The organism is Streptomyces flavalbus (assembly GCF_042674625.1).
Classification (GTDB): Bacteria; Actinomycetota; Actinomycetes; order Streptomycetales; family Streptomycetaceae; genus Streptomyces; species Streptomyces flavalbus.
In genome coordinates this window covers 3,671,127-3,697,420 of record NZ_JBHTEB010000001.1, presented here as the reverse complement: position 1 = coordinate 3,697,420, position 26,294 = coordinate 3,671,127, and the positions used below count along the sequence as shown (strand labels likewise).

Annotated in this window: 28 protein-coding genes and 1 riboswitch; of the genes, 13 read left to right on the top strand and 15 right to left on the bottom strand. The window is 72.9% G+C overall.

Going from position 1 to position 26,294, the window contains the following annotated elements; all coding sequences use genetic code 11:
* The first annotated feature begins 26 nt into the window (after positions 1-26).
* Genes ACFQZ6_RS16495 through otsB form a run of 3 tightly spaced genes read left to right on the top strand, consistent with a single transcriptional unit; the run spans position 27 to position 2,513 of the window.
* Positions 27-1,337, top strand: coding sequence for an extracellular solute-binding protein (locus ACFQZ6_RS16495; RefSeq protein ID WP_381618359.1), 1,311 nt, complete (start codon positions 27-29; stop codon positions 1,335-1,337).
* A 38-nt stretch (positions 1,338-1,375) separates the two neighbouring features.
* A complete protein-coding gene (locus ACFQZ6_RS16490; RefSeq protein WP_381609499.1) occupies positions 1,376-1,612 on the top strand; it encodes a DUF3263 domain-containing protein in 237 nt (78 codons plus the stop codon).
* Positions 1,613-1,661: 49 nt separating this feature from the next.
* The gene (otsB, locus tag ACFQZ6_RS16485) at positions 1,662-2,513 is read left to right on the top strand and encodes a trehalose-phosphatase (protein WP_381609496.1); all 852 of its coding nucleotides are present in this window, start codon (positions 1,662-1,664) and stop codon (positions 2,511-2,513) included.
* 42 nt (positions 2,514-2,555) lie between these two features.
* Here otsB and ACFQZ6_RS16480 read toward each other — a convergent pair whose 3' ends face one another.
* Positions 2,556-3,956: an alpha,alpha-trehalose-phosphate synthase (UDP-forming) gene (locus ACFQZ6_RS16480; RefSeq protein WP_381609494.1), complete on the bottom strand. Its 1,401-nt coding sequence runs from the start codon at positions 3,954-3,956 to the stop codon at positions 2,556-2,558.
* A gap of 60 nt (positions 3,957-4,016) precedes the next feature.
* Positions 4,017-4,961, bottom strand: a complete 945-nt coding sequence (locus ACFQZ6_RS16475; protein ID WP_381609491.1) for a glucosyl-3-phosphoglycerate synthase — start codon at positions 4,959-4,961, stop codon at positions 4,017-4,019.
* Positions 4,962-5,124: 163 nt separating this feature from the next.
* Positions 5,125-5,283, top strand: a riboswitch (SAM riboswitch).
* A gap of 18 nt (positions 5,284-5,301) precedes the next feature.
* Between ACFQZ6_RS16475 and thrC the strand changes: the two genes are divergently transcribed.
* The 4 genes from thrC to groL all read left to right on the top strand — a co-directional run bounded on the left by thrC (position 5,302) and on the right by groL (position 9,398).
* On the top strand, positions 5,302-6,582 hold the full coding sequence (gene thrC / locus ACFQZ6_RS16470) for a threonine synthase (protein WP_381609488.1): 1,281 nt from the start codon (positions 5,302-5,304) through the stop codon (positions 6,580-6,582).
* Entirely contained in the window at positions 6,579-6,854 is a 276-nt protein-coding gene (locus tag ACFQZ6_RS16465) for a MoaD/ThiS family protein (protein ID WP_055625113.1), read from the top strand. Before thrC ends, ACFQZ6_RS16465 begins: the two co-directional genes overlap by 4 nt.
* A 418-nt stretch (positions 6,855-7,272) precedes the next feature.
* Positions 7,273-7,476, top strand: coding sequence for a cold-shock protein (locus ACFQZ6_RS16460; RefSeq protein WP_004986573.1), 204 nt, complete (start codon positions 7,273-7,275; stop codon positions 7,474-7,476).
* A 296-nt stretch (positions 7,477-7,772) separates the two neighbouring features.
* Complete coding sequence (groL, locus tag ACFQZ6_RS16455) at positions 7,773-9,398, top strand: chaperonin GroEL (RefSeq protein ID WP_381609484.1); 1,626 nt, start codon at positions 7,773-7,775, stop codon at positions 9,396-9,398.
* 126 nt (positions 9,399-9,524) lie between these two features.
* Here the strand turns inward: groL and ACFQZ6_RS16450 are convergent, their stop codons facing one another.
* From ACFQZ6_RS16450 to ACFQZ6_RS16440, 3 genes are all read right to left on the bottom strand, one after another.
* Positions 9,525-11,048 carry a polysaccharide deacetylase family protein gene (locus ACFQZ6_RS16450; protein WP_381609481.1) on the bottom strand — a complete coding sequence of 508 codons (1,524 nt, stop codon included), beginning with the start codon at positions 11,046-11,048 and terminating at the stop codon, positions 9,525-9,527.
* Positions 11,049-11,215: 167 nt separating this feature from the next.
* On the bottom strand, positions 11,216-12,751 hold the full coding sequence (locus ACFQZ6_RS16445; protein WP_381609478.1) for a glycosyltransferase family 2 protein: 1,536 nt from the start codon (positions 12,749-12,751) through the stop codon (positions 11,216-11,218).
* Positions 12,748-14,148, bottom strand: a complete 1,401-nt coding sequence (locus ACFQZ6_RS16440; protein WP_381609475.1) for a nucleotide sugar dehydrogenase — start codon at positions 14,146-14,148, stop codon at positions 12,748-12,750. Before ACFQZ6_RS16440 ends, ACFQZ6_RS16445 begins: the two co-directional genes overlap by 4 nt.
* A gap of 214 nt (positions 14,149-14,362) precedes the next feature.
* Between ACFQZ6_RS16440 and ACFQZ6_RS16435 the strand changes: the two genes are divergently transcribed.
* Positions 14,363-15,487, top strand: a complete 1,125-nt coding sequence (locus tag ACFQZ6_RS16435; protein WP_381609473.1) for an NADH:flavin oxidoreductase — start codon at positions 14,363-14,365, stop codon at positions 15,485-15,487.
* Positions 15,488-15,495: 8 nt separating this feature from the next.
* Here the strand turns inward: ACFQZ6_RS16435 and ACFQZ6_RS16430 are convergent, their stop codons facing one another.
* The 5 genes from ACFQZ6_RS16430 to ACFQZ6_RS16410 all read right to left on the bottom strand — a co-directional run bounded on the left by ACFQZ6_RS16430 (position 15,496) and on the right by ACFQZ6_RS16410 (position 18,406).
* A complete protein-coding gene (locus ACFQZ6_RS16430) occupies positions 15,496-16,065 on the bottom strand; it encodes a hypothetical protein (protein WP_381609470.1) in 570 nt (189 codons plus the stop codon).
* Positions 16,066-16,100: 35 nt separating this feature from the next.
* Positions 16,101-16,637 carry a DinB family protein gene (locus tag ACFQZ6_RS16425; RefSeq protein ID WP_381609467.1) on the bottom strand — a complete coding sequence of 179 codons (537 nt, stop codon included), beginning with the start codon at positions 16,635-16,637 and terminating at the stop codon, positions 16,101-16,103.
* Positions 16,638-16,730: 93 nt separating this feature from the next.
* The gene (locus tag ACFQZ6_RS16420) at positions 16,731-17,192 is read right to left on the bottom strand and encodes a DUF5707 domain-containing protein (RefSeq protein WP_381609464.1); all 462 of its coding nucleotides are present in this window, start codon (positions 17,190-17,192) and stop codon (positions 16,731-16,733) included.
* Between the two features lie 184 nt (positions 17,193-17,376).
* Positions 17,377-17,583, bottom strand: a complete 207-nt coding sequence (locus ACFQZ6_RS16415) for a DUF397 domain-containing protein (RefSeq protein WP_381609461.1) — start codon at positions 17,581-17,583, stop codon at positions 17,377-17,379.
* Positions 17,567-18,406, bottom strand: a complete 840-nt coding sequence (locus ACFQZ6_RS16410; RefSeq protein WP_381609458.1) for a helix-turn-helix domain-containing protein — start codon at positions 18,404-18,406, stop codon at positions 17,567-17,569. Before ACFQZ6_RS16410 ends, ACFQZ6_RS16415 begins: the two co-directional genes overlap by 17 nt.
* 116 nt (positions 18,407-18,522) lie before the next feature.
* Here ACFQZ6_RS16410 and ACFQZ6_RS16405 point away from each other — a divergent pair, with 116 nt between their 5' ends.
* On the top strand, positions 18,523-18,888 hold the full coding sequence (locus ACFQZ6_RS16405; protein WP_381609454.1) for a hypothetical protein: 366 nt from the start codon (positions 18,523-18,525) through the stop codon (positions 18,886-18,888).
* Between the two features lie 4 nt (positions 18,889-18,892).
* Here ACFQZ6_RS16405 and murQ read toward each other — a convergent pair whose 3' ends face one another.
* Both murQ and ACFQZ6_RS16395 read right to left on the bottom strand, forming a co-directional pair.
* Complete coding sequence (gene murQ / locus ACFQZ6_RS16400; RefSeq protein ID WP_381609451.1) at positions 18,893-19,843, bottom strand: N-acetylmuramic acid 6-phosphate etherase; 951 nt, start codon at positions 19,841-19,843, stop codon at positions 18,893-18,895.
* Positions 19,844-19,891: 48 nt separating this feature from the next.
* Positions 19,892-20,839: a MurR/RpiR family transcriptional regulator gene (locus tag ACFQZ6_RS16395; RefSeq protein ID WP_381609448.1), complete on the bottom strand. Its 948-nt coding sequence runs from the start codon at positions 20,837-20,839 to the stop codon at positions 19,892-19,894.
* 55 nt (positions 20,840-20,894) lie between these two features.
* Here ACFQZ6_RS16395 and ACFQZ6_RS16390 point away from each other — a divergent pair, with 55 nt between their 5' ends.
* Positions 20,895-21,278 (top strand): hypothetical protein, encoded by a 384-nt coding sequence (locus ACFQZ6_RS16390; RefSeq protein WP_381609445.1) that lies wholly within the window; start codon positions 20,895-20,897, stop codon positions 21,276-21,278.
* Positions 21,275-21,541: a DUF4031 domain-containing protein gene (locus ACFQZ6_RS16385; protein WP_381609441.1), complete on the top strand. Its 267-nt coding sequence runs from the start codon at positions 21,275-21,277 to the stop codon at positions 21,539-21,541. The genes ACFQZ6_RS16390 and ACFQZ6_RS16385 overlap by 4 nt, the downstream gene beginning before the upstream one ends.
* Here the strand turns inward: ACFQZ6_RS16385 and ACFQZ6_RS16380 are convergent.
* From ACFQZ6_RS16380 to ACFQZ6_RS16370, 3 genes are read right to left on the bottom strand one after another with little or no spacing between them, the layout of a single operon-like run.
* Positions 21,538-22,119: a Uma2 family endonuclease gene (locus ACFQZ6_RS16380; RefSeq protein ID WP_381609438.1), complete on the bottom strand. Its 582-nt coding sequence runs from the start codon at positions 22,117-22,119 to the stop codon at positions 21,538-21,540. The two genes, ACFQZ6_RS16385 and ACFQZ6_RS16380, sit on opposite strands and share 4 nt — an antisense overlap.
* Before the next feature lie 3 nt (positions 22,120-22,122).
* Positions 22,123-23,229 (bottom strand): GNAT family N-acetyltransferase, encoded by a 1,107-nt coding sequence (locus ACFQZ6_RS16375; RefSeq protein ID WP_381609435.1) that lies wholly within the window; start codon positions 23,227-23,229, stop codon positions 22,123-22,125.
* A gap of 28 nt (positions 23,230-23,257) precedes the next feature.
* Positions 23,258-23,953 (bottom strand): HD domain-containing protein, encoded by a 696-nt coding sequence (locus tag ACFQZ6_RS16370; RefSeq protein ID WP_381609432.1) that lies wholly within the window; start codon positions 23,951-23,953, stop codon positions 23,258-23,260.
* A 141-nt stretch (positions 23,954-24,094) separates the two neighbouring features.
* Between ACFQZ6_RS16370 and ACFQZ6_RS16365 the strand changes: the two genes are divergently transcribed.
* Together ACFQZ6_RS16365 and ACFQZ6_RS16360 are read left to right on the top strand one after the other, a co-directional pair.
* A complete protein-coding gene (locus ACFQZ6_RS16365) occupies positions 24,095-24,499 on the top strand; it encodes an effector-associated constant component EACC1 (RefSeq protein ID WP_381609429.1) in 405 nt (134 codons plus the stop codon).
* Positions 24,499-26,292: a caspase family protein gene (locus ACFQZ6_RS16360; protein ID WP_381609427.1), complete on the top strand. Its 1,794-nt coding sequence runs from the start codon at positions 24,499-24,501 to the stop codon at positions 26,290-26,292. The genes ACFQZ6_RS16365 and ACFQZ6_RS16360 overlap by 1 nt, the downstream gene beginning before the upstream one ends.
* Positions 26,293-26,294: the final 2 nt, after the last annotated feature.

Here is a 26,294-nt window from a genome sequence, read left to right as displayed (position 1 = left end):
CGAAAATCGGACAGGAAGGCTTCGTGATGGTTTGGGGCGGTACAGCGGTGCGGGTCGTACGACGAAGGCGTGTGGGGGGTGGACTGGTCTCCGGCGCGTGCGTGCTGGCGCTGGTCGCCACCGTGGGCGGGTGCGGGGTCGGGGGTGGCTCCGGCGACGTCACGCTGCGGCTGGTCGCCGCCGACTACGGCACCAGCTCCGCCAACAGCTCCGAGAAGTACTGGGCGAACGTCGTCGACGCGTACGAGGACGCGCATCCCGACGTCCGGGTCGAGGTCAGCGTCTACTCGTGGAACGACGTCGACCGCAGGGTCAAGGAGATGGTCGACGCCGGGGACGCGCCGGACATGGCGCAGATCGGCGCCTACGCCGACTACGCGGCGGACGGGCTCCTCTACCCCGCCGACGACCTGCTGTCGATCTCCGCCCAGGCCGACTTCGCCGCGCAGCTCGCCGACGCGGGGCGGGTGGGCGGGACGCAGTACGGGATGCCGTTCGCCGCGTCCACGCGGCTGCTGTTCTACAACAAGACCCTGTTCCAGCGGGCCGGGATCACCCCGCCCACCACCTGGGAGGAGCTGGCCGCCGACGCCGCCGCGCTGAAGGCGGAGGGCGTGAAGTACCCGTACGCGCTGCCGCTCGGGCCGGAGGAGGCGCAGGCCGAGACCATGCAGTGGCTGCTGAGCGGGGGCGGCGGCTACACCGACCAGGCCGGTGCGTACGCCGTGGACTCGCCGGAGAACGTCGAGACGTTCACCTGGCTGCGGGACGAGCTGGTGGGGGAGGGGCTGACCGGGCCCGTCGCGCCCGGGAAGCTGAACCGGGCCGACGCGTTCTCGGCGTTCGCCGCGGGGGAGGTGGGGATGCTGAACGGGCACCCCTCGCTGATGCGGATGGCGGCGGACAAGGGCGTGAAGTTCGGCATGGTCCCGATGCCGGGCGTCGACGGTCCGACCAAGGCCACGATGGGCGTCGCGGACTGGATGACGGCCTTCAAGGAGAACGGGCACGGGCGGGAGGTCGGGGAGTTCCTCGACTTCGTCTACAGCGAGGAGAACGTGCTCGCCTTCTCCCGTGAGTACCAGTTGCTGCCGGTGACCAACTCCGCGTCCCAGACGATGGCGGGCGCCGACACCGACAAGGACCTCCAGCCGTTCCTTGAGGAGCTGCCGCTGTCCGAGCTGTACCCCGTGGGGAAGACGTCGTGGGCCGCGGTCAGCGCGGACGTGAAGCGGCGGATCGGGGCCGCGGTGACCAGCGGGGGGAGCCCGGCCGGGGTGCTCGGGAAGATCGCGGGGACGGCCGTGTCGGCGGAGGGCGCGGCTTCGGGGGCGTAGGACCCTCGTTGTCAGTGGCCCTCTGTACGGTGCTTGGCATGGGTGAGCAGGAAGGGCTCGGGCGGCGGGAGCGGGACGTGCTGGCGCTGGAGCGGCGGGGGTTCCCCGGGCCGGGGGCCAAGGAGCGGGCGATACGCGAGGAGCTGGGGATGGCGCCGGTGCGCTACTACCAGTTGCTGAACGCGCTGCTCGATGACCCCCGGGCGGTGGCGCACGACCCGGTGACGGTGAACCGGCTGCGGCGGGTGCGGGAGGCCCGGCGGGGGGAGCGGTGAGCGTCGCGGGTGCGGTTGCGTGGGGCGTCTCGTGGATAGGGTCGTTCTCATGAGCGAACCGAGCGGATCTCTTCCCACGCCGGGTACGCAGGCCGGGCGTGACGGCCTTGAGGCGATGCTGGCGCGGCCCTCGCGCGCGGTGATCGCCCTCGACTTCGACGGCACGCTGGCGCCGATCGTCGCCGACCCGGAGTCGGCACGGGCGCACCCGGGGGTGGTGCCCGCGCTGGCCTCGCTGGCGCCGAAGGTGGCGTCCGTGGTGGTGATCACCGGCCGTCCGGCCGAGGTCGCCGTGCGCTACGGGGGGTTCGCGGGCGTGGCGGGCCTGGAGCACCTGGTGGTGCTCGGGCACTACGGCGCCGAGCGGTGGGACGCGGTGACCGGGAAGGTGACGGCGCCGCCGCCGGACGCGGGTGTGGCGGCGGTACGGGCGGAGCTGCCCGGCGTGCTGGAGCGGCTGGGCGTCGCGGACGGCGACGCGTGGGTCGAGGAGAAGGGGCGGGCCGTCGCCGTGCACACCCGGCGGGCGCGTGATCCCCAGGGCACGTTCGAGGTGCTGCGGGAGCCGCTGGGGGAGCTGGCGGCGCGGCACGGGCTGGTCGTGGAGCCGGGGCGGCTGGTGCTGGAGCTGCGGCCAGCGGGGATGGACAAGGGCATGGCCCTGCTGGACCACGTCCGGGAGATTGGCGCGGAGTCCGTCCTCTACGCGGGCGACGACCTCGGGGACCTGCCCGCCTTCGCCGCCGTGACCCGGCTCCGCGCCGAGGGCACGTTCGGGGTGCTGGTGTGCAGCAGCGGCTCCGAGGAGGTGCCCGCCCTCCGCGACCAGGCCGACCTCACGGTCCTCGGCCCGGAGGGCGTCATCGACCTCCTCACGTCCCTGGCCGGCGCCGCGGTGTGAGGCCCGCGGCGGCCGGGGCCCGTCCCCGGCCGCCCCGTCAGGTCACCGCTTCAGTTCGTTGAGCTGGTCCAGGAACCAGCGGGTCGGCGGGAGCGCCGTCGCCGCCGCGGCCAGCCGCTTGGTGCGCTCCGCGCGCTCGCCCGGCGGCAGGGTCAGGGCGGCGTGCAGCGCGTCCGCCGTCTGGACGACGTCGTAGGGGTTGACCGCGATCGCGTCCTCGGACAGCTCCTCGTACGCCCCCGCCTCCCGGGAGAGCACGAGCGCGCAGCCGTCGTCGGAGACGACCGGCACCTCCTTGGCGACGAGGTTCATGCCGTCCCGGATGGGGTTGACGAGGGCCACGTCGGCGAGGCGGTACGCCGCCAGGGAGCGGGCGAAGTCGTCCTTGACGTGCAGGATGACCGGCGTCCAGGTCGGTGTGCCGTGGTCGGCGTTGATCTGCTCGGCGACCCGCCGCACCTCCGCCGTGTAGTCGCGGTACACGGCGAGGTCCTGCCGCGACGGGTAGGCGAACGCCACGTGGGTGACGCGGTCGTGCCACTCGGGGCGGGTGTCGAGGAGGTGCCGGTAGGCGTGCAGGCCCCGGACGATGTTCTTGGACAGTTCCGTGCGGTCCACGCGCACGATCGTCCTGCGGGGGCTCCCGTCGGGTGCCGTGCCGATCTCCGCGCGCAGGGCGTCCATCCGGTCCGCCACGTCCGGCTGGTGGGCCCGGTCGCGGAGGAAGTCCGCGTCGGCGCCCAGGCCGTGCACGCCCACCCGGGTCGCGCCGAGGCCGTCGGTGAGCGCCTCGCAGCAGGCGGTGAAGGCGTCCGCCCAGCGCCGGGTGAGGAAGCCGAGGCGGTCGGCGCCCAACATGCCGTCGAGGATCTCGGCGGCGATGTCGTCGGGGAGGACGCGGAAGTACTCGGGGGGCGCCCAGGGCGTGTGCGAGAAGTGCCCGATGCGCAGGTCGGGGCGGAGGGCGCGGAGCATCCCGGGGACCAGGGTGAGGTGGTAGTCCTGGACGAGCACGCTCGCCTCGGGCGCCGCCTGCTCGGCCAGTGCCTCGGCGAAGGCGCGGTTGTAGGTGGCGTAGGAGTCCCACTGGGCGCGGAACTCCGCGTCGAAGGTGGGGGCGACGGGGGTCTCGTACAGCATGTGGTGGACGAACCACAGGACCGAGTTCGCGATGCCGTTGTAGGCGGCCGTGTGGACGGACGCCGGGATGTCCAGCATGTGGACGCCCGGTTCCGAGACGCCGCGGCGCAGCGCCTCGCGGTCGCCGTCGCCCAGGGTCGAGCAGACCCAGAGCGCGCCCGCGTCGGGGCCGATCGCGGAGAGTCCGGAGACGAGCCCGCCGCCGCCGCGTCTGGCGTGCAGCGAGCCGTCCTCGTCCACCTGGTAGGAGACCGGGCCGCGGTTGGATGCGACCAGCACCTGTGCAGCCTGCGTGGAAGCCATACGCCTCAACCTAGCCCGGCCCGGAAACGCTCAAACGTGCGGTACGGCACGCTGGCCGGGTCACGCCACCTTGCGGGAGGCGTACTCGGCGATCTCCACCATCGGCGGCCGTTCCTCGGTGTCGACGGAGTAGGTGCGTGGCTCGAAGCCGTCCTCCCCGCGTTCGAACTGGGTGAGGGACGGCCGGATCAGATGGCCGCGGGCCAGCCGGAGCTGGGCGGTGCGGTAGATCGCCGCCGCCATCCGGCCGAGGGCCTGGCCGTCCTGGTGGCGGTGCTTGCGGACGCCCACGTCGACCTGGGCGAGGGCGTCTAGGCCCACCAGGTGCAGGCTGTCGACCAGCATCCCCAGCTCCACGCCGTAGCCGACGGGGAAGGGGAGCTGTTCGAGGAGCGTGCGGCGGGCCGCGTACTCGCCGCCCAGCGGCTGCACGAAGCCCGCGAGCTGCGGCCAGTGCATGTTGAGCAGGGGGCGGGCCATGAGTTCGGTGACCCGGCCGCCCTGGCCGCCGGTACCGGCGAGGGGCCGGTCGTACATGGCCTTGACGAGGTCCACGCCGGGGTCGGTGAGCAGCGGGCCGACGATGCCGGAGACGAAGTCGGAGGAGAACTCCTTCAGGTCGGCGTCGACGAAGCAGACGATGTCCCCCGAGGTGGCCAGCAGGGACCGCCAGAGGACCTCGCCCTTGCCGGGGACGGTGGGGACGCGCGGGAGGATCGCGTCGCGGTGCACGACCGTGGCGCCCGCCGCGGCGGCCACCTTGGCGGTCTGGTCGGTGGAGCCGGAGTCGACGACCACGATCTCGTCGACCAGGGGCACCTGGTGGACGAGATCGTGGCGGATGGCGGCGACGATGTCGCCCACCGTCTCCTGCTCGTTGAGCGCGGGCAGCACGACGCTGACCGACTGGCCCGTCGCGCGTTTCGCGGCCAGTATCTGGTGGAGCGGTCGGTCGGTCTTGGACCAGGAGCGGGTGCTCAGCCAGCGCTCGACTTCTTCCAGCACAGTTGGCGGCTCCTCACTGTTCGATCAGGTGGTCACGGCGTGCGTGTGTGATCCATCTCGCGGTTCGGACGACTATCTCAACTGTCCTGGCCTTCGGTTACAGTCTTGAACAACGCGGATGACCATCGCATGTCGGGGGGCATCGGCGTTCACAACCACATACCGCTCATCCAGAGGGGCAGAGGGACACGGCCCGTTGAAGCCCCGGCAACCCTCCAGTCGGTTCTCGTACCGGTCGATGGCGACCGCTTCCGCGAGGCTCCCGGCTAGGGAAGGTGCCAAATCCGTCTCACGGCGAGATGCGTCGTGAGGAAGATGAGGAGAAAGGGCCTCGCCTCACATGGCTGTGCAGACTGTTGCAAGCGCCACCCCCACTGTTGACCTGGGTCCCGCCGCGGCGCTCTCCTGTCGGGAGTGCGGACACCGGGTACCCCTCGGGCCCGTCTTCGCCTGCGAGGAGTGTTTCGGGCCGCTGGAGATCGCCTACGACTTCTCCGCCTACGACGCCGAAGAGCTGCGTCAGCGGATCGAGGCCGGGCCCGCGAACATCTGGCGTTACGCGCCGCTGCTGCCCGTTCCGGCCGACGTGGCCGACAAGCCCAACCTGAACCCCGGCTGGACCAAGCTCGTCGACGCCCGGAACCTGGCGCGGGAGCTGGGCGTCACCGGCGGTTTGTATGTGAAGGACGACTCCGGTAACCCGACGCACTCCTTCAAGGACCGGGTCGTCGCGCAGGCGCTGGAGGCGGCGCGGGCCTTCGGGTTCACCACCCTGTCGTGCTCGTCGACCGGGAACCTCGCCGGTGCCGTCGGTGCCGCCGCCGCGCGGGCCGGGTTCCGCTCGTGCGTGTTCATCCCGCACGACCTGGAGCAGGGCAAGGTCGTCATGGCCGCCGTCTACGGCGGCGAGCTGGTCGGCATCCAGGGCAACTACGACGACGTCAACCGGTTCTGCTCCGAGTTGATCGGCGACCCCGCGGGCGAGGGCTGGGGGTTCGTCAACGTGAACCTGCGGCCCTACTACGCCGAGGGCTCCAAGACGCTCGCGTACGAGGTGTGCGAGCAGCTCGGCTGGCGGCTGCCCGACCAGATCGTGGTGCCGATCGCCTCCGGCTCCCAGCTCACGAAGATCGACAAGGGGCTGCGGGAGCTGGTCGAGCTGGGCCTCGTGGAGGACCGGCCGTACAAGATCTTCGGGGCGCAGGCGCTCGGCTGCTCGCCGGTGTCCACCGCCTTCAAGGCCGGGCACGACGTCGTACGGCCGCAGAAGCCGGACACCATCGCCAAGTCGCTGGCCATCGGCAACCCGGCCGACGGGCCCTACGTGCTGGACATCGCCCGGCGCACGGGCGGCGCCGTCGAGGACGTCACGGACGCGGAGATCGTCGACGCCATCAAGCTGCTCGCGCGGACCGAGGGCATCTTCGCCGAGACGGCGGGTGGTGTGACGGTGGGCGTCACGCGCAAGCTGATCGAGGCGGGGGTCCTGGACCCGACGCTGACCACCGTCGTCCTCAACACCGGTGACGGTCTGAAGACCCTCGACGCGGTGGCCGGTACCGGTCTGACCGCGACCATCCGTCCCAACCTGGAGTCGTTCCGAGAGGCTGGCCTCGCATGAGCGTGACCGTTCGCATCCCCACCATCCTGCGCACCTACACCGGCGGCCAGGCCGAGGTCGCCGCCGAGGGCGCGACCCTCGCCGAGGTCATCTCCGACCTGGAGAAGAACCACACCGGCATCGCCGCCCGCGTCCTCGACGACCAGGGCAAGCTGCGCCGGTTCGTGAACGTGTACGTCAACGACGACGACGTGCGCTTCGAGCAGGGGCTGGAGACGGCCACCCCGGACGGCGCCGGTGTGTCGATCATCCCGGCGGTCGCCGGAGGCTGAGCCCCGCCGAGCGTCGCCCGCGCCCCCTCTGTGACCCCCTTCGCAAAAAGCGGAGGGGGTCATTCCGTGTGATTGAGCGCGGTACAGTTGGGGAACGGGTCGCCTTCCGGATGCCGAGTGGCTATGAGTTCCGGCTCCGCGTGCGATAAGAAGTAGCCAAAGTGTGTGCCACCTTTGCGCCATTCAATCCTTTTGTCGGGCCCGACTTGCCCTGAATTCTGGTGAATTCTCGGCAAATTCCCGACCGGTGCTGCCCGGATTTCTCGTCCGACTGACCTGTTGCAGACGGCAGTTGGACAGATACATTCAGCCGCGGTCGACGCGTTCCGGCGCACGCCCCCGATCCACGGGGGGTGAGGTCTGACCCGGGTCCGCGAAGTGTGGATCTGTGCAAGGGCCAGTAATAGGGGAGTTAGGCATGGCTCAGGGCACCGTCAAGTGGTTCAACGCGGAGAAGGGGTACGGCTTCATCGCGGTCGACGGTGGTGCGGACGTCTTCGTCCACTACAGCGCGATTCAGATGGACGGTTACCGCACCCTGGAAGAGGGCCAGCGGGTCGAGTTCGAGATCTCGCAGGGTCAGAAGGGCCCGCAGGCCGACATGGTTCGCGTCACCGCCTGAACATTCTTCCGCGTAGGGCCCGCATCGGAGGCGTCATCCGCCGCCGGTGCGGGCCCTTCGCTGTGCCCGGCGCGGTGCCCGGCGCCGTGCCCGCTTCGCGGGCGCGCCTTGCACTCGACGGGGTCGAGTGCTAATCATTGGCGTTAGCACTCTGAAGGTGAGAGTGACAAAGAAGGACCGGGTCGGTGAGGCCGCAGGCCAGGTGGGGCAAGGAACCACACGGCAGGCGAGCCGTCCGTCGCGGGCGCGGGCGCGGTCCGAAGGAATCACCCCCAGTCCTGGAGGGACCACTTCACATGGCCAAGATCATCGCGTTCGACGAGGAGGCGCGGCGCGGCCTCGAGCGCGGCATGAACCAGCTCGCGGACGCCGTCAAGGTGACGCTCGGCCCCAAGGGTCGCAACGTCGTCCTCGAGAAGAAGTGGGGCGCCCCCACGATCACCAACGACGGCGTCTCCATCGCCAAGGAGATCGAGCTGGAGGACCCGTACGAGAAGATCGGCGCCGAGCTGGTCAAGGAAGTCGCCAAGAAGACGGACGACGTCGCCGGTGACGGTACGACCACCGCGACCGTCCTCGCCCAGGCCCTCGTCAAGGAAGGTCTGCGCAACGTCGCCGCCGGTGCCAACCCGATGGCCCTGAAGCGCGGCATCGAGAAGGCCGTCGAGGCCGTCTCCGGCGCCCTGCTCGACCAGGCCAAGGAGGTCGAGACCAAGGAGCAGATCGCCTCCACCGCCTCCATCTCCGCCGCCGACACCCAGATCGGCGAGCTGATCGCCGAGGCCATGGACAAGGTCGGCAAGGAAGGCGTCATCACCGTCGAGGAGTCCCAGACCTTCGGTCTGGAGCTCGAACTGACGGAGGGTATGCGCTTCGACAAGGGCTACATCTCCGCCTACTTCGCGACCGACATGGAGCGCATGGAGGCGTCGCTCGAGGACCCCTACATCCTCATCGCCAACTCCAAGATCTCCTCGGTCAAGGACCTGCTCCCGCTCCTGGAGAAGGTCATGCAGTCCGGCAAGCCGCTGCTGATCATCGCCGAGGACGTCGAGGGCGAGGCCCTGTCGACCCTGGTCGTCAACAAGATCCGCGGCACCTTCAAGTCCGTCGCCGTCAAGGCCCCGGGCTTCGGTGACCGCCGCAAGGCCATGCTCGGCGACATCGCCATCCTCACCGGTGGCGAGGTCATCTCCGAGGAGGTCGGCCTCAAGCTGGAGAACGCGACCCTGGACCTCCTGGGCCGCGCCCGCAAGGTCGTCATCACCAAGGACGAGACCACCATCGTCGACGGTGCCGGTTCCGCCGACCAGGTCGCCGGTCGCGTGAACCAGATCCGCGCCGAGATCGAGAACTCCGACTCCGACTACGACCGCGAGAAGCTCCAGGAGCGCCTGGCCAAGCTCGCGGGCGGCGTGGCCGTCATCAAGGCCGGTGCCGCCACCGAGGTCGAGCTGAAGGAGCGCAAGCACCGCATCGAGGACGCCGTGCGCAACGCCAAGGCCGCCGTCGAGGAGGGCATCGTCGCCGGTGGTGGCGTGGCCCTGCTCCAGGCGTCCCAGGTCTTCGAGAAGCTGGAGCTGGAGGGCGACGAGGCCACCGGTGCCGCCGCTGTGAAGCTGGCCCTGGAGGCCCCGCTGAAGCAGATCGCCGTCAACGCCGGTCTCGAGGGCGGCGTCGTGGTGGAGAAGGTCCGCAACCTCACCCCGGGCCACGGCCTGAACGCCGCGACCGGTGAGTACGTCGACCTGATCAAGGAAGGCATCATCGACCCGGCGAAGGTGACGCGTTCCGCGCTGCAGAACGCCGCGTCCATCGCCGCGCTCTTCCTCACCACCGAGGCCGTCATCGCCGACAAGCCGGAGAAGGCCGCCGCGCCCGCCGGTGGCGGCGGTATGCCGGGCGGTGACATGGACTTCTGATCCTCCAGGATCGGCAGTTCACCGCCGTAGCACGGCAGCGGTACGACATCGAGGGCGGTCCTCCTGGTGACAGGGGGGCCGCCCTCGGGCGTGACCTCGGGTGTCCTCAGAGCTCCTCAGGTCTCCTCAGGGACCGATCCGTACGGACCTGAAGCGCGGCCAGGCGCCGTCCGGGTCCTCGTTGCGCACGCCCAGCGCGATGCCGCCGCTGGTCTCGGCGGGCGGCACGCCCTCCGGGCGGGGGAGGGTGAGCGTGGTGCCGTCGACCGTGATCCGTACGGACCCGGGCGTCACCCGCAGCGCCACCTCCCGTTCCGTGGCGGGCGCCAGCCGTCTGCTCGTCACCTTCGGCGGGTCCGCGCCGGGGCCCCGCTGGACGAACCGCAGCCCGGCGCGGCTCACCGTGAGCGTGGCCGGGTGGAGGCTGCCGTGGCCCACCTCGACGGAGACGCCGGTGTCCGGGCCGCCGAGGCGGTCGGCGCGCGCCGTGACCCGGTAGGTGCCCCAGTCCGCGGTGGACAGCGGGCGGTACGCGGCCGACAGGTGCCGGTGCCGCGCCGAACCCGTCTCCGTCAGTGCCGCCAGGCCGCCGTCCTGGCCGTCCGGGAACGTCCAGCGCCCGGCGTGGCGCAGCGGCTCCGGCTCGTCCCCCGGCACGGCGGTCGACCACGCGCGCACGCTCCGCAGCAGGGCCGTCGGGGTCGTGCCCGCCCCCACCTCCAGGCGCTGCACGAGACCTGCGGCTGCCGCCCGTGGTCCGGCGGGCAGTGGGCGCGGGGCGCTGTTGGTGAGCGTGGTGGCGTACCGCTGCCGTAGCAGCCGGTCGAGTACGGCCGTACCGCCGCCCGGCAGGTTGGAGGCGCGGCCCGTCTCCGAGAAGGGGTAGGCGAACAGGCGCGGCGCGGGCAGGGCGTGCCCGGCGAAGGCGCGGGTGGAGCGGTCGAGGTCGCGGGCGACGCGCGCCCGGTACTCGCCCGGCGTCTCCAGCCGCCGGCTCCCGTCCAGCCAGAGCCGGTTGGCGAGCACCGAGCCCTGCCGTCCGTCCGCGGCGACGGCGGCGCGGCGGTGGCCGTCGTGGGTGTGGGCCTGGAAGTCCCAGCGGCCGGAGGCGGCCATCCGGCCGATCTCGGCCCAGGTGAGGTAGTAGGGGCGGCGGGTGCCGACCACGCCGGTGATCAGGTACGTCGCGGCCCGCATCCGGTGCTTGGCGAGGACCGGGTCCGCGTACGCCCACAGGCCCCGGGTGCCGTCGTCGAAGGTGAGGTAGACGGTGCGGGGCGCGGGGGCGCGGCCGGTGGCGAGGTAGCGCAGGAACTCCGCCGAGGACAGCGAGCGGTAGCCCGCGGCGCGCAGCGCGGACAGGTGGGCGTCGAACTGCCCCGGGGTGACGGCGTAGTGGCTGTTGGAGTCCGGGGCGACGTCGTGGTAGGCGAGGACGACGGGTGCGGCGGGGTGCCGTACGGGCGGCGGCGCGAGCCGTGGGCCAGGGCGGCCCGCCGGAGCCGCGGCCTGCGCGGACACCGCGCGGCGGTGCGCCTCGTACTGCCAGGCCGCGACGAACGGGGCGGCGACCAGGACGGCGGCGAGGGCGGCGAGCGTGCCGCGCAGGAGTGTGCGGCGCACCCGGCCGCCGACGGGGTTCGCGGTCACCGGGGGCCGCCCCGGGTCAGGACGACGAGGTACAGGGCCGCGAGGGCGGCCAGGGTGAGGAGGGTGGCCGTGGCGCGGCCGAGGGCGTGGAGGGGGCGTCGCTCAGGGGGTCTCATGGGGGCTCCTCGTTGAGGGAGGCTCGTGCGGGGCTCCTCGTCCAGGGGGTCTCATGCGGGGCTCCTCGTCCAGACGCCGCGGCGGAGGGTGAGGACGGCGTAGGGCAGCAGCCAGGCCAGGACGCAGCAGGACAGCACGCTCATCAGGGGGCGGTAGCGCCAGCGCCGGTCGCCGGGGTTGTCCAGCCGGTACGCCAGCCCCCACAGGGCGCCCTTGAGCAGCACCCCGCACAGGTAGAGCAGGGTCAGCCCGGCCGCCCAGTGCAGCGGCGCCCACACCAGGTGCCAGAAGACCAGCGCGGGGGCGGCCAGCACCCACAGGGCGTGGCCGTAGTAGAGGAGGGCGGGGACGGGGCCGCGGCGCCACATGAAGCCGCCGGTGAAGAACAGGTTGCGCACGAAGCTCTTCTTCCAGCGGACCTGCTGGTGCAGGAACGGCCGCCAGCGCGCGGGCACGTTCGTCCACACCTGCGCGGCGCGGCTGTACCCGACCAGCCAGCGCCGCTCCGGATGGTCCCCGGCGGTGGCGAGGGGCGAGTCGGCGTGCCGTCGCTTCAGGGCCGCGCCGCGCCACGCCTGGCCCAGGACGTAGCCGGTGAGCTGGCGGTCGGTGGCGAAGCGGAAGGGCGCGCCCGCGAAGCGGTCCTCGGCCCAGGCGGGCAGGTAGTCGGCGATGGCGTCCCTGCGGAACGCGGCGAGCGGTCCGGAGACGCAGGTCACGGAACCGAAGGCGGCCTCGGCGGCCTTGGCGATGCGGAACTGGCCGTCGTACCAGATGTCCTGGACGCGGGTGAGCAGGCTGGCGGGGGCGTTCAGGGCGCGGCAGTGGCCGCTGACCGCGCCGAGGTCGGGGTGGCGGACGAGGGCGCGCACGCAGAGCCGTACCGCGTCGGGGGCGACGACGCAGTCGGAGTCGGTGAACACCAGCACGTCCCCGGTGGCGAGGGCGCAGCCGCGCACCAGGGCCGCCTTCTTGCCGAGGTTGCGGTCGAGGTGGAGGACGGTGACGCCGAGTTCACCGGCGAGGCGGTCGAGGATGGCGCCGGTGCCGTCGCGGGAGCCGTCGTTCACGACGATGACCTCCAGGCCGGGGCAGTCGGAGGCGGCCATCGACCGCACGCACGCCTCCACGAGGCCCGCCTCGTCCTTGACGGCGAGCAGGAAGCTGACGCGGGGCCGGTCGGGGAGCGCCGGGAACTCCTCGTGGCGGGGCGCGCGGTGGCGCAGGGTGCGCAGGGCGGGGTCGTCGTAGCGGGCGTAGGCGAGGTAGAGCAGGCAGCAGGTGCCGGTGAGCACGGTGAGGCCGTAGAGGGCGACGGGGCCCCTCAGGTACGGCAGTTGGGCCGCGCGGTGGGCGATCAGGAGGAGGACGGGGACCAGCGCGGCGAGGGCGAGCAGCCGGACCAGGGCGTGGTGTTCGGGCCTCGGCAGCGCGGCGAGGGCGGGGCGGGCGCGCTGGGTCAGCAGGCGGCGCACGGGGGAGCGGGCGGGGGGCGCCGGGGTGATCAGGACGCGTCCGTCGCGGGGGACGGGGAGCCCGTAGCGCACGGCGGTGACGGTGTCCGGTCCGTCGAGCGTGGCGGTCATGACGTGCCCACCGGGACGCGGGGCGCGTGCGGCGCGCGGGGTGTACCGGGCAGGTGCCGGGACCGTGGGTCGTGGACGAGCGGCACGGTGTCGAGCCAGGTGAGGTCGTCGCCGGGGTGGGCGGTGTGCACGATGACGAGGTCCCAGGGCTGGTCCTGCGGGCGGTCCACCGAGCGCAGGACGGCGCCGTCCACGGTGAGTTCGGGGACGAAGGGGTCGCTGTAGCGCACGTCGGCGCCCTCGGCGGCGAGCTGGCCGAGGATGTGCGCGGCGGGGCTCTCCCGGACGTCCGACACCCCGGGCTTGTAGGCGGCGCCGAGCACCAGCACGCGGGCCCCGGCGGGTCCGCGTCCGGCGGTGCGCAGCAGGTCGGCGGCGCGCCGGGCGACCTGGGCGGGGCGCTGGCGCAGGGCGGCCATGGCGGCGGTGGTGACGGGGGCGGTGGGGCCGTCGGGGCCGTCGGGCGGTAGCTGGCCGAGCAGGTAGTGCGGGTCGCAGGGGATGCAGTGGCCGCCCGCGCCGGGGCCCGGGTAGAAGGGCAGGAAGCCGTACGGCTTCGTCGCCGCCGCCTCGATCACCGGCAGCGGCGCGAGGCCGAGGTGCAGGCAGGCGTCGGCGAGTTCGTTGGCGAGGGCGATGTTGACGGCCCGGAAGACGTTCTCCCAGAGCTTGGCCATCTCGGCGGTCTCCGGGTCGGGCACCGGGTGCAGCCGGGACGCCGTGGGCCGGAGCAGGAACGTCGCGGCACGGGTGCTGAGGGGACCGGCGCCGCCGAGGACGCGGGGGGTGCGTTCCGGGGTGTGGCGGGTGTTGCCGGGGTCGACGCGCTCGGGCGAGAAGGCGACGAGGACGTCCTCCTCGACGGTGAGCCCGCGCGCCGCCAGCGGTTCGGTGAGCAGCTCGCGCGTGCTGCCGACGTGACTGGTCGAGGTCAGGACGATGAGCTGGCCCCCGGCCGCGTGCCGGACCACGGTGGCGCAGGCGGCGCGCAGGGCCCGCAGGTCGGGGGCGCGGTCCTCGGTGACGGGGGTGGGCACGCACACCACCACGGCGTCGGCGTCCCGCAGCGGTGCCGGGTCGGCGGTGAGGCGGAGGTCGCCGGTGCGTTCGGCGCAGACCAGCGCGGCGTGCTGGGGCGGGAGCAGGTCGACGGCGCCCGCGCGGATGTCGCGCAGCCGCCGCTCGCTGGTGTCGAGGCCGGTGACGGTGGCCCCGGCGCCGCACAGCGCGAGCGCGGTCGGCAGCCCGACGTAGCCGAGCCCGACGACGGCGACGCTGAGCCCGGCGAGGTGCGTCGCCGGGGTGGCGGACGCCTGGCCCGCCCGTTCGGTCCAGTGCCGGACGGCGGGTGGGTCCGGGGGCCTGGTGGTCTCTGTTCCGGTTGCCGTAAAAGTCACATGGTGATATCTACGGCGCGAAGTGCGGGAAGCGCGGCAAATGGCGCGGGGGTGGGGGGTGGTTCACCCGGTTGCCCTGGTGGGCGCGACGGGCAACTTTCATGCACGCGCATAAGATCGCGTGTGCAATAATGTGCGTGCGCATTAAAGAGCGCGTGCATGAAACTGTGTCCGTGTGCGGACACGTGCGTCCCGCTTCTCCCGAGGAGTCCCCATGAGCACCGCACCGCCCGCCCTCCGTGCCGCCGAGATCCTCTCCCGGCCCGTCTCCGTCAACGGTCTCACCCTGCGCAACCGGATCGCCATGGCCCCCATGACCCGTGAGTTCTCGCCGGGCGGCGTGCCCGGCGCGGACGTGGCGTCGTACTACTCCCGGCGGGCCGCCGCGGGGGTCGGGCTGATCATCACCGAGGGGACGTACGTCGGCCACGAGTCGGCCGGGACGAGCGACCGCGTCCCCCGCTTCCACGGGGCGGAGCAGCTCGCCGGGTGGGCGCGGGTCGCCGAGGCGGTGCACGCGGCGGGCGGGCGGATCGTGCCGCAGCTCTGGCACATCGGCATGGTGCGCGAGCCGGGCGCCCCGCCGTTCCCGGACGCCCCCGCCGTCGGCCCCTCCGGGCTGCGCGTCGGCGCCACCGAGCCCACCGGCCGGGCGATGACACGGGCCGACCTCGACGCGGTGATCGCGGCCTTCGCCGACGCCGCGGCCGACGCCGAGCGGATCGGCTTCGACGGCGTCGAACTGCACGGCGCCCACGGCTACCTCATCGACCAGTTCCTCTGGTCGGGCACCAACCGCCGCACCGACGCCTACGGCGGTGACCCGGTCGCCCGCGCCCGGTTCGCGACGGAGATCGTGGCCGCCGTACGCGAGCGGGTCTCGCCCGGGTTCCCCGTCCTGTTCCGCTACTCGCAGTGGAAGGCGGACGCCTACGACGCCAGGCTCGCCGAGACCCCGGAGGAGCTGGAGTCGATCCTCACGCCGCTCGCCGAGGCCGGGGTCGACGCCTTCCACGCCTCCACGCGCCGCTACTGGCTGCCGGAGTTCGACGGCTCCGACCTGAACCTCGCGGGCTGGACGCGCAAGCTGACCGGCAAGCCCGCCATCACCGTCGGGTCGGTGGGGCTCGACGGCGACTTCGTGAAGGCGTTCCAGGGGGAGGGCGCCCCGGTGCGCAGCCTCGACAACCTCCTCGACCGGCTGGAGCGCGACGAGTTCGACCTCGTCGCCGTGGGCCGGGCGCTGCTCCAGGACCCGGAGTGGGCGGCGAAGGTGCTGGAGGGACGGCTGGCGGAGCTGAAGCCGTACGACCCGGCGTCGCTGACCACCTTGAGCTGAGGGGGCGTCTACAGGTTCCCCATCGGCTCGATGTCGACGCGGACCGGGGTGCCCCAGACCCGCAGCACCTCGTAGTCGGTGAACTCGTGCACGAGCCGGTACGCCATCGCCGGTCGGGAGCCGCGCCGCTGCGCCGCGAGGTACAGCTCGGCCTCCCGGCGGTCCCGGCGCGGCGTACCGCAGAGCTGCCACTCCTGCCCGTTCCACAGCTCCGGCAGCCAGCGCTGCTGGGGCTGCGGGCGGTCGCCGCGGACGCCGTACCGCGAGGGCGCGTTCTCGGGCGGCCGGTGCGGGCTCGCCGGGCCGTTGAACTCCGCCCGGCGTGCCGCACGGCGCCGCGTCTCACACAGCAGGCACAGGTCGGGGGCGCTCTCGTCCACGGGGCCGGTCGGGTGCTCGGCGCACCGGGTGCTGGGCGCGGCGCCCGTGACGCTCTCGTCCAGCAGCTCCAGCGCGCGCTTCAAATCCGCCCTGACCTCGTGCAGCTTGGCGTCCGGCGTGTCACCGGTGAGGGCCTCACCGTGCTCGCCGAGGAGGCGCAGGGCACGGCCTAGGGTGGTGAGCTGGGCGTGGTTCATGCCCCCATGGTCACACCGCGCGCCCCGGGCCGGTGTCAGCCCATCGTCTTCGCGCCGTCGAGGGACTCCCGGATGATGTCGGCGTGCCCCGCGTGCTGCGAGGTCTCGGCGATGATGTGCAGCAGCACCCTGCGCGCCGACCACCGGGCGTCCTGCTGGAACCACGGCGCCTTCGGGAGCGGGTGGGAGGCGTCGAGGTCGGGCAGGGTGGCGACCAGCTCGTCCGTCCTACGGGCCACCTCGGCGTACTCCGCGAGCACCCCGGCGAGCGTGTCGCCGGGCAGCATCCGGAACTCGTCGGCGCGGCGGGCGAAGTCCTCCTCGGTCATCGCGTCGAAGTCGCCGAGCGCGGAGGGGCCGTTCAGGATGAAGTCGACCCAGCCCCGCTCCACCGACGTCACGTGCTTAATCAGCCCACCGAGGCACAGCGCGCTCGCGGTGGTCTGCTTACCGGCCTGCTCGTCGGTGAGGTCACGGACGGTGAAGCGGAGGAAGCCGCGGTGCTTGCCGAGGGTTTCGAGCAGGTCGGCGCGCTCGGCGGAGAGGGGGGTGGGGGTGGTGGCGGTGGTCATGGGTCTCGTCCTCCGGGGTGGTGTTCTTCCGTCGTTCGAGTCCTCACGGTAGGGGGGAAGTAGGTCAGATCCTGACCGCCTTCCGGGTGTGGCTCAGCGGGTCACGTGGAACGTCGTCGCCTTGGCGGAGAAGGTCGTGTCCTCGTCCTTCGCGGTGACCAGGACGGCCATGTTCCAGGTGCCGGTGGGCATGGTGGCGGCGTCCTTCTCCTTGTCCAGCGGCGTGGTGTAGGTGCACACCGAGGTCGTCGCCGAGGTCGCCTCGCAGGTCGTGGGCTCCGCGTACTCCATCTCGGCCGCCTTCGGGTCGAGCTTCGACCCTTCCGGCCAGGGCAGCACCCGCACGCTCTTGATGCCGGAGTTGTCGCTCACGGTCGTGGTGAAGGTGAAGGTCTCCCCGGAGACCCCCAGCACCACCGAGGTGGCCTTGGCCTTGTCGATCGTCGGCCGGGCGGGAGCGGCGTCGGCGGTACCGACCAGGGCGACGGCGGCGAGTGCGCCACCGCCCAGGACGGCGACACCGGCGAGCGAGGAGAGCAGCAGACGAGCGGACATGGGAAACCCCCGTGGGTGGAGAAGCCGAGTGGAAGTACGTGAGCCCCGGGGCGCCTTCCTTCCGGCTCCCCGCTGTTCACCGCGTCCATGGTGTGGCTCGGGGGCTTCCCGGAACCTGAGTACGTCTACTCATCCAGGCCGTCACTTCTTCAACAGGGCTGCATGAGTACCCGGTGACGGCAAGTCACGTGCGCTTGAGGGCCGTGACGAACGCCGACCACGCCTCCGTCTGGAACGTGAGCTTCGGGCCGTCGGGGTTCTTGGAGTCGCGGACCGGGATGAGGGTGGGGTGGGTCTCGGCTACTTCCACGCAGTCGCCGCCGCTGCCTCCGCTGTAGCTGGACTTGCGCCAAGCGGCGGGGTCGATGTCGTAGTCAGGAATGTTCCTCATGGCCGTAATTCTGGGCCAACGCCTCGATCATGGCTAGGGACTTCTGAGGCGAGAGGGCTGACGCCGCGAGGAGTTCGAAGGCGAGCCTCATGCGGGCGACGATGGCCGGGTCGTCCTCAAGCCGTCCCGTGCCGCCGCCCTCGAAGTAGGCCAGCGGCGGGGCGTCCTCGAAGTACATCAGCTTCAAGGAACTCTCCATCGACGTGTGCGCTCCCGCGTCGAACGGCAGGACCTGCACGATGACCCGGTTCCGTCGGATCAGGTCGGTAATGTGGCGCAGCGACTCCGCCATCACCGCTCGGCCGCCCGTCTCCCGGCGGAGGGTGGCCTCGTCAAGGACGGCCCACAACAACGGGCCGGTTGGATCGTCGAGCAGACGCGTCCGCGCCATTCGGGCTTCCGTGCGCTCGGTGATCGTCTCCTCCGGCGCCGTGGGTTCATAGGCGCGGTTCACCGCTCGCGCGTACGCCGACGTCTGGAGCAAGCCGGGGATCAGCGTGGACGCGTACTGCCGGATCTCCGTAGCGATCGCCTCCGCCTCCGCAGCCTCCGCGAAGTGGTCCGGATAGCGCGACTTCGCCGCGGCCTTGCAGTTCCGGTGGAAGAAGTCCTCCGTCCCCAGCACCTCGTCCAGCATCCGGGCGTAGTCCGGCTGCATCCGTCGCGTGCCCGCCTCCAACTGCCCGATGAACGAACCGCTGACGAACAGCCGCTGGCCCAGTTCCTCCTGGCTGAGTCCCGCCTTCTCGCGGGCGTGGCGTAGTTCCGCGCCCAGGAAGGCGCGGGGGGAGGAGGACGGGTCGAGGTCCTTGGGTCCTGGCATGGGCAACTCCCGGTCACGCAGACGAGGTTGTTGGGGCGTCTCGTATGGCCAGGTTAGGCGGGTTGCGGACACGCTGTGTGGTGAATCGGGAACTCTGCGTGGAGAGGTGAGGGTGCGTGCGGTCGACGGACGAAGTGGTGGTGTCCCTGAGGAAGGCCCTGCGGGGCGTCGGTGTCGTGCTGCCCGGCCTGCGGGTGGACGCGGCTCTCGTCGACCTCGGGCGGTGCAACGCGCGTGTCGCCGAGCGGCTGGCGTCGGCGTTGCGGGGGGAGCGGCCCGTCGTCGGCGGGTACGTGGTGGACGAACGGGTTGACCGGCTCGGCGAGGTCATGGGGCACGTGGGCAAGTCGGTGCAGTTGCGGCCGATGGGGGGTGGGAGGGAGTGGGACTGCCCGGTGGAGGTGCTGCGGGCCGCCCGGCAGGAGGAGGTGCTGCGGGAGCAGGTCCGGTTGGCGAACCGGGGTGGTGGGGCCGTCCGGTGAGGGGTCAGCCTTCCGACGACATCGCCGCCGCCTCCAGTGCCGTGCGCAGGCGGCCCCCGGAGCGGTCCAGGAGGCGGGCCGCCGTGGGGGCGTCGACGTGGGTCAGGAGGATCAGGATCGCGTTCTTGGTCTCGCCGTCGGCCGCGGTCAGGGCCGCCTCGATCTCCTGGTCGTCGGCGCCGGTCGCCTGGGCGACGATGCGGTGGGAGCGGGCGCGGAGCTTGGCGTTGGAGGCGCGGACGTCGACCATGAGGTTGCCGTAGGTCTTGCCCAGGCGGATCATCGTGAGCGTCGAGATCATGTTCAGGACGAGTTTCTGGGCCGTGCCCGCCTTCAGTCGGGTGGAGCCGGTGAGGAGTTCGGGGCCGGTGACGATCTCGATGCCGTGGTCGGCGGCGGACGCCAGCGCGCTGTTCTCGTTGCAGGCCAGGCCGATCGTCAGCGCCCCCCGCGTCCGCGCGTGCCGTACCGCGCCGACGGCGTACGGGGTGCGGCCGGACGCCGAGACGCCCACCACCGTGTCGTCGGCGGTGAGGGCGAGGGCGTCGAGGTCGGCGGCGGCCAGTTCCGGCGAGTCCTCGGCGCCCTCGGAGGACGTGACCATCGCCGCGGGGCCGCCCGCGATGAGGCCGACGACCTGCCCGGCGCCGGTGTTGAAGGTGGGCGGGCACTCCGAGGCGTCCAGCACGCCGAGGCGGCCCGCGGTGCCCGCGCCCGCGTAGACCAGGCGCCCGCCCTTGGCCATCCGCTCCGCCACGGCGTCGATCGCGGCGGCGATCTCGGGCAGGCGCCGGGACACCGCCGCCGGGACGGTCGTGTCCTCGGCGTTCATCAGGCGGGCCAGGTCCAGGGTGGGCAGCCGGTCGATGTCGGCGAGTTCGGGGCGGAACGCCTCCGTGGTCAGGGTCTCCAACTGGGTGCGCAGGTCGCGGGGGTCGGAGGTGGGGGAAGTCATGGAGGGGCGGCTCTCTTCGGCTTCGGGGGCGACAGGAGGGTACGGGGGTCAGCCGCGCGGAGTGCTCCGGTGGCGGTGGGCCAGTGCCTCGTACGACGCCGACAGGGCGGGCGCGGCGGTGTCGTAGGTGCGCTGGGCGACGCCCACGAACAGGCAGTCCACGACCAGGAGCTGGCTCGTGCGGGACGACATCGCGGCCGGGCGCAGCTCCGTCTCCCGGGAGGTCGCCGTCGTCAGCACGTGGTCGGCGTACTGGGTGACCGGGGAGTCCGGGCGGCCGGTGATGGCGATCGTGGTGGCGCCGTGCTCGAAGGCGACGCGCAGGGGTTCTATGACGTCGCCCGTGGAGCCGGAGTGGGTGATGGCGATCGCCACGTCCCCGGCGCGCAGTTGGACGGCGTTGGTGACGGCGAGGTGCGGGTCGCTGTGGGCGTGCGCGATCAGTCCTATGCGCAGCAGCTTCTGGGTGAGGTCCTGCGCGACCAGGCCGGAGGCGCCGATGCCGTACACGTCGGTGCGGCGGGCGGCGGCGAGGGCGGTGACGGCGGCGCCGAGCTGGGCGGTGTCGAGTCCGGCGGCGGTGTCGGCGAGGGTCTGCTGTTCGTCGTAGGCCAGTTTCGCCACCACGTCGGCGATGGGGTCGTCCACCGCGATGTCGGTGGTGATGGCGGGCGCGCGGCCGGACTGCTGCTGGGCGGCGAGGCCCGCGAGGGCGAGGCGCAGGTCGCGGTAGCCGGGGTAGCCGAGGAGGCGGGCGGTGCGCACGACGGTGGCCTCGCTGGTGCCGGTCAGCTCGGCGAGACCGGTGACCGTGAGGGCCGCGCAGCCCGCCGGGTCGTGCGCCACGGCCTCGGCGACGCGCTGCATGGAGCGGGTCATCGAGGGGGCGAGGGTGCGCACCTTGGCGGCGAGGGCGGCGGGGGCGGGAGGAGAGGCGGGCGGGGGGACGGCCGGGGCCTTCGCGTCCTCGAAAGTTTCCTTCACATTCCGGGTCACCTGTGAAAGGTATTTTCAGTTCGGCTGGCTGGTCAAGAGTGCGCACAATGGGGGCATGGACCACCCCGTCAGCCCCCTCGAACAAGCCTTGCACGCCGCCCGCGCCCTGGTGCTCGCCGATCTGGTGGCGCGTGAGGTGGCGGAGGCGGACGTGGTGTCGCTGGTGGAGGAGTCCGTCGTGCGGCGCCGCTGGTGGGTCGAGCAGTGGCCGGACGGCGTCGAGTTCCTCGCCGGGCTGGTCGCGCAGGACGTCCAGGACGCGCTGCTTGAGCGGTACGGGCGCTGGCCGCTGTGCCCGGTGTGCGGCACGGGCGACCCGCACGCCCTGGAGATCGAGCCCGAACTCGGTCCCGACCCGCACTGGGTCTGCCACCAGGCCGGTGTGAAGGTCGCCGCGGTCGGCTCCCTGGGCGGCGCCTTTGGTACGTCCGTCTCGTGACGGTCTACATCGACCCGCCGACCTGGCCGGGCCACGGCCGCCTGTGGTCCCACCTCGTCAGCGACCGGTCGTTCGAGGAACTGCACGCGTTCGCGGCGGGGTTGGGCGTCCCCCGGCGCGCCTTCGAACGCGACCACTACGACCTCCCGTCCCACCGGTACGCGGACGCGGTCGCCGCCGGTGCGGTGGAGGTGAGCAGCCGCGAGGTGGTGCGGCTGCTCACCGAGGCGGGGTTGCGCAGACCCAAGGGGCGCAGCGCCTAGGGGGTGGTCGGCGGGGTGAGCTGGTCGAGGTCGAGGCTGATCTCGAAGGGGACGGGGCGCTTCAGGGAGCCGCGGAAGATGCCCGCGGGCGCGTAGACACCGGTCGGTCCGTCGAGTTCGTAGACGTGGACGACGGGGGCGCCGCGTTCGTCCTCGACGCACCAGTAGTGCGGGATGCCCGCCTCCGCGTACTTGCGCAGCTTGACCGTGCGGTCGCGGTGGGCGGACTCGGGGGAGACGACCTCCACGACGAGCTGTACGTCCTCTGGCGCGTACCACGTCCGGTTCGGGTCATAGGGGAGCGTCGTCACGAGCAGGTCCGGCTCCGGACGGTTGTGCTCGTCGAGTCTTATCGTCATCTCCCGTTCGATCTCGAAACCGGCCGGTGCGGCGGTCATGAGCGTGGTGGTGAGGGAGGTGAGAACGCGGCCGTGCCAGGACCGCTGCGGCGACATCATGAAGACGAGTGCTCCGTCGATCAGCTCGGTATGGCGGGGTGCCTCGGGGAGGCGGTCCAAGTCCTCCGCGACCCAGCCTTCCTCGCGCGGCGGGCGCATCCAGTCGGGTAGTGCGGTCATGGCTCAACGATAGCGATCGGCGCGCAGTTCGTACGCGTGCAAGGTGTCCTCGTCGTCCGGTGTGCTGACGCGGGTGAAACCGGCGCGGGTCAGGACCGCCTGGGACGGGGTGTTGGCCGGTTCGACCGTGGCGAAGACCGTCCTGACCTCCTCGCGGGCGAGGGCCCAGGCCGACAGGGTGCGCAGGGCCTCGGTGGCGTAGCCGTGGCCGCGGGCCGGTGGGGCGAGGTCGTAGCCGATCTCCACGCGGCCCTCCTCGTCGGGGACGCCGTGGAAGCCCATGGCGCCGACGGCGAGGTGGTCGTCGTCGCGGACGAGGACGTACATGCCCCACTCCGGGCGGTGCGTGCCCGCCTCGTACTGCTTCACCAGCATCCCGGCGCCCTCGCGGGTGCCGTCGACGGGCCCGCCCTCGATCCACTCGAAGCCGCCGTCGCCGCCCGCCGCCAGGTCGGCCGCGGCGGCCGGGGTGGCGCCCTCCAGGGTGAGGCGGTCGGAGGGCAGGACCATGTTGTTGCTCCACCGCCACCGCGTGACCCGGGGACGGCCGGGCAGGTCGCCGCGTCCCGTCGCCCACAGCAGGGTCTGCCAGGGGTCGGTGCCGGGGCGCACCTCGGGGAAGATCCGGGTCAGCACGAACCGGCACAGCTCGGCGCGCGGCACGTAGGCCAGGCCGAGGCCCAGCGCCAGGTCGTGGGTGTGCAGCAGCACCTCGGCGACGCCCATCGCGGCGAAGCCCTCACGGTTCGCGCTGCGGAACGGGTACGGGTGGAAGGCGCGCACGTGCCGCGGGGTCGTGTCGAGGGTCGCGGTGAACAGGGCGCCGGTGGTCTCCAGGACGTGCAGGAGCCCCGCGTTGTCGGCGGGGTCGATGCTGGTGCCCACGCCGTCGACGGTGATGTCGAAGGGGACGTACGCGCTCCGCGCGCGCCCGGCGAGGTTGCCCGCGTAGCAGATCAGGTCGCTGGCGACGTGCGTGACCGTCTCGCGGCAGCTCCAGGACAGCGAGCCCGCCGGGGTGGCGCTCCAGTCCTGGTCCGTCGCCGTGCCGAGCACCGCCACCGCGTCCGCGACGGCCTGCCGTATCTGTTCCCCACCGGTGATGCGCATGTCGTGCAGGCTAGACCGGGCGGCGGCCTCAGGACGACAGCATTTCCAGTTCGCCGGTGAGGTTGTAGCGGGCGGTCGCCTCCCAGTGCTCCGCGCCGTACGGGGTGTGGAAGAGGCGCGGCAGGGCGAGGAGTTGGCGCAGTACGGCGGCGCGGCCCTCGCGGAAGGCGTCGTTCGGGACGAAGCCGTACTCCTCGCGGACGGCGGCGGTGTAGGCGGCGTACGCGGACGGCGCGGCGGCGAGGATCGCCAGGTCGGCGTCGCACAGGACCTGCCCGTCGGGGTCGTCGGGCGCGGGGTCGTGGGTCACCGTCAGCCGGACCAGACGCGCCACCTCGGCCGTCTTCGCCTCCGGCACCCCGGCCTCCGGCAGCGCGCGCTCGGCCAGCCGCGCGGACCGCTCCTCGTTCTCGGAGCGGTCGGGGAGGTACACCGCGTCGTGGAACCACGCGGCCAGGCGTACGACGTCCGGGTCCGCCGCGTGCTCCGCCAGGACGTCGACGTGGTCGAGGACCGCCGTGAGGTGCGCCAGCGTGTGGTAGCGCCGCTGCGGTTCGGCCCAGCGGGCGAGCAGGTTGTCCGCGTACGGCGCCGGGTCGGGGCCGTCGGTCCCGGCGCCCCGGGCACCCTCCAGGGCGCTGGCGAAACGGGCGCGCAGGTGGCGCAGGAGCTGCGGGGACGGCGTGGCGTGCGGGGCGTTCGGAGCGTTCGGATCATCGGCCATGGGCTCATTGTGGGCGCCGCGCCGGTGCCCGGCAGCGCGGCGGGCGCATCCCACGTTCGGGTGAGTCAGGTCAACTCCCGCGAGCGGGGCGGGCGGTGGTCCCTACGGTGTGGCACCTACCGAGAAGCGGCGAGGAGAGACGTGACGCCCAAGCGCACCGAGACGTCCCAGCGCATCGAGATCCGGGTCGGCGGCGGCGGGCCCGCGACCGCCGACCTGTACCGCTGGCTGCGCCGGGACCCGCGCGTCCGTCGGCACGCGCAGGTGACCCTGGGGCGCTCCCGTCCCGACGCCGCCGTCATGGGGGCGTACGACGTCGTGGAACTCGTCGTCGGGCAGGGCATCGCCGCGCTCAACCTGGCCCTCTCCTACGCGGCGTGGCGCGCCACCCGCCCCGCGGCGCCCTCCGTCACCCTCACCGCGAACGGGCGTTCGATCACGGTGCGGGGCCGGTGCGACGAGGCGACGACCCGGCTCATCGCCGAGCTGCTCCAGGACGGCGGCGGCGATCCGGCGGCGGCGCGTGACGACCGGGAGTCCGCGTAGTGACGCAGTCCGACCCGCGCGGGTCACGTGCGGTGCTCATCGGCGTGAGCGGCTACCGGGGCGCGGGGCGGGGCGCGCCCGGCCTCGATCCCCTGCCCTCCGTGGCGGGCGGGGTGCGGCGGCTCAAGGAACTGCTGACCGATCCCGCCGTCTGGGGGCTGCGCGACGAGCACTGCGTGGCCCTGCTCGACCCGGCGTCGTCGGACGACGTGCTGCGCGCCGTGTGCGACGCCGCGCGGGAGGCCACCGACGCCCTGCTCGTCTACTTCGCGGGGCACGGCTGGCCGGTCGGCGGCAGCGACCTGTGCCTCATGCTGCCGACGGCGCACCCGGACGGGCTCTACGGCGCGGTCAGGTACCGCGACCTGCGCAGGGTGCTGGTGGACGAGCGCCGGGCCCGGGACCAGGTGGTCGTCCTCGACTGCTGCTTCTCCGGCGCCGCCGTCACCGGCAGCATGGGCGGCGGCGCGGGGGACCTCGCGCGGCACGCGGCCGTCGAGCGGACGTACCTGATGACGGCGTGCGCCGCGCAGGAGCTGGCGTACGCCCCGCCCGAGGAGCCGTACCCGGCGTTCACCGGGGAGTTGGTCCGCACGATCGCCCGTGGCGTGCCGGACGGGCCCGACCCGCTGCCCATGCGGGACGTCTTCGTCCAGGTACGGGACGCCCTGCGCGCGACCGGCCGCCAGGAGCCCCAGGACCTGGCGACGGGCGTGGGCCACGAGATCGCCCTCGTGCGCAACCGGGCGGGCGACCCGGGGATTCCGGACGAGGCGGCGGTCACCGTGCGGCCGGTCCGGCGCGCGGTGTCCTGGCGGGCGGTGCCCCGGCGCGCGGTGTCCTGGCGGGCGGCGGGGTGGTCCGCGGCGGTCACCCTCGCGGCGGGCGTCCTCGTACTGCCTCTCCTCCCGGGCTGGCTGGGCGACTCCGCCGGGGAACGGCCGCCCCCCATCGACGCCAGCGCCGACCCCTGCGCGCTCGCCGCGCCCGCCGCGCTGGGCCGGTTCGGGAAGACCACGCTGGACGCCGCGTACGGCGGCTTCGACCGCTGCGACGTCCTCGTGGAGCGGGCGGACGGCGACGAGGTCGACGTCCTCGTGGAGTTCGACGCGGGCCAGGAGCGGCCCACCGCCGCCGCCGCCGGGAGCACCGGCCGGGTCACGGTGGTGAGGCTGCCCGGCGAGAGCGACGCGTGCACCCGGCACCTGCTGCCGGAGGGGGAGGACACCACCGTACGGGTCGAGGCGAAGACGTACGACGACGGGCCGCACCCCCTGTGCGCCATGGCCGACACCGCCGTCCGGCACGCGGTCGACGTGCTCAACAAGGGCGAGGTGCCCCGCCGCACCAAGGGGTTCCCGAGCGACTCCCTCTTCCACGAGAACGCCTGCGGGCTGCTGGACGCCGCCGCGCTGGAGGCCGTACCCGGCGTCGACGCGAACGACCCCGACCCCGGGTTCGCCGACTGGGTGTGCAAGTACTTCAGCACCACCAGCCACCTCCAGCTCGACGTGCGTTTCGACCGGGGCCAGCCGCCCTCGGTCGCGGACGGCGGCACGCCCACCCGGCTCCGGGGCCGCCGCGCGTTCGTGCAGCCGGAGGCGGACGGCGCGGACACGTGCCGGGTCCGGCTGGTGCAGCGGACGTACGCCGACCCCACCCACCCGGAGCTGGCCGAGACCCTGGACGTCACCCTGCGCGGCGACGACGACCGCTCCCCGGCCGACCTGTGCCGCCTCGCGACCCGCCTCGCGGACGCGGCGACCGCGAACCTGCCCCCGAACTCCTCGTGAGG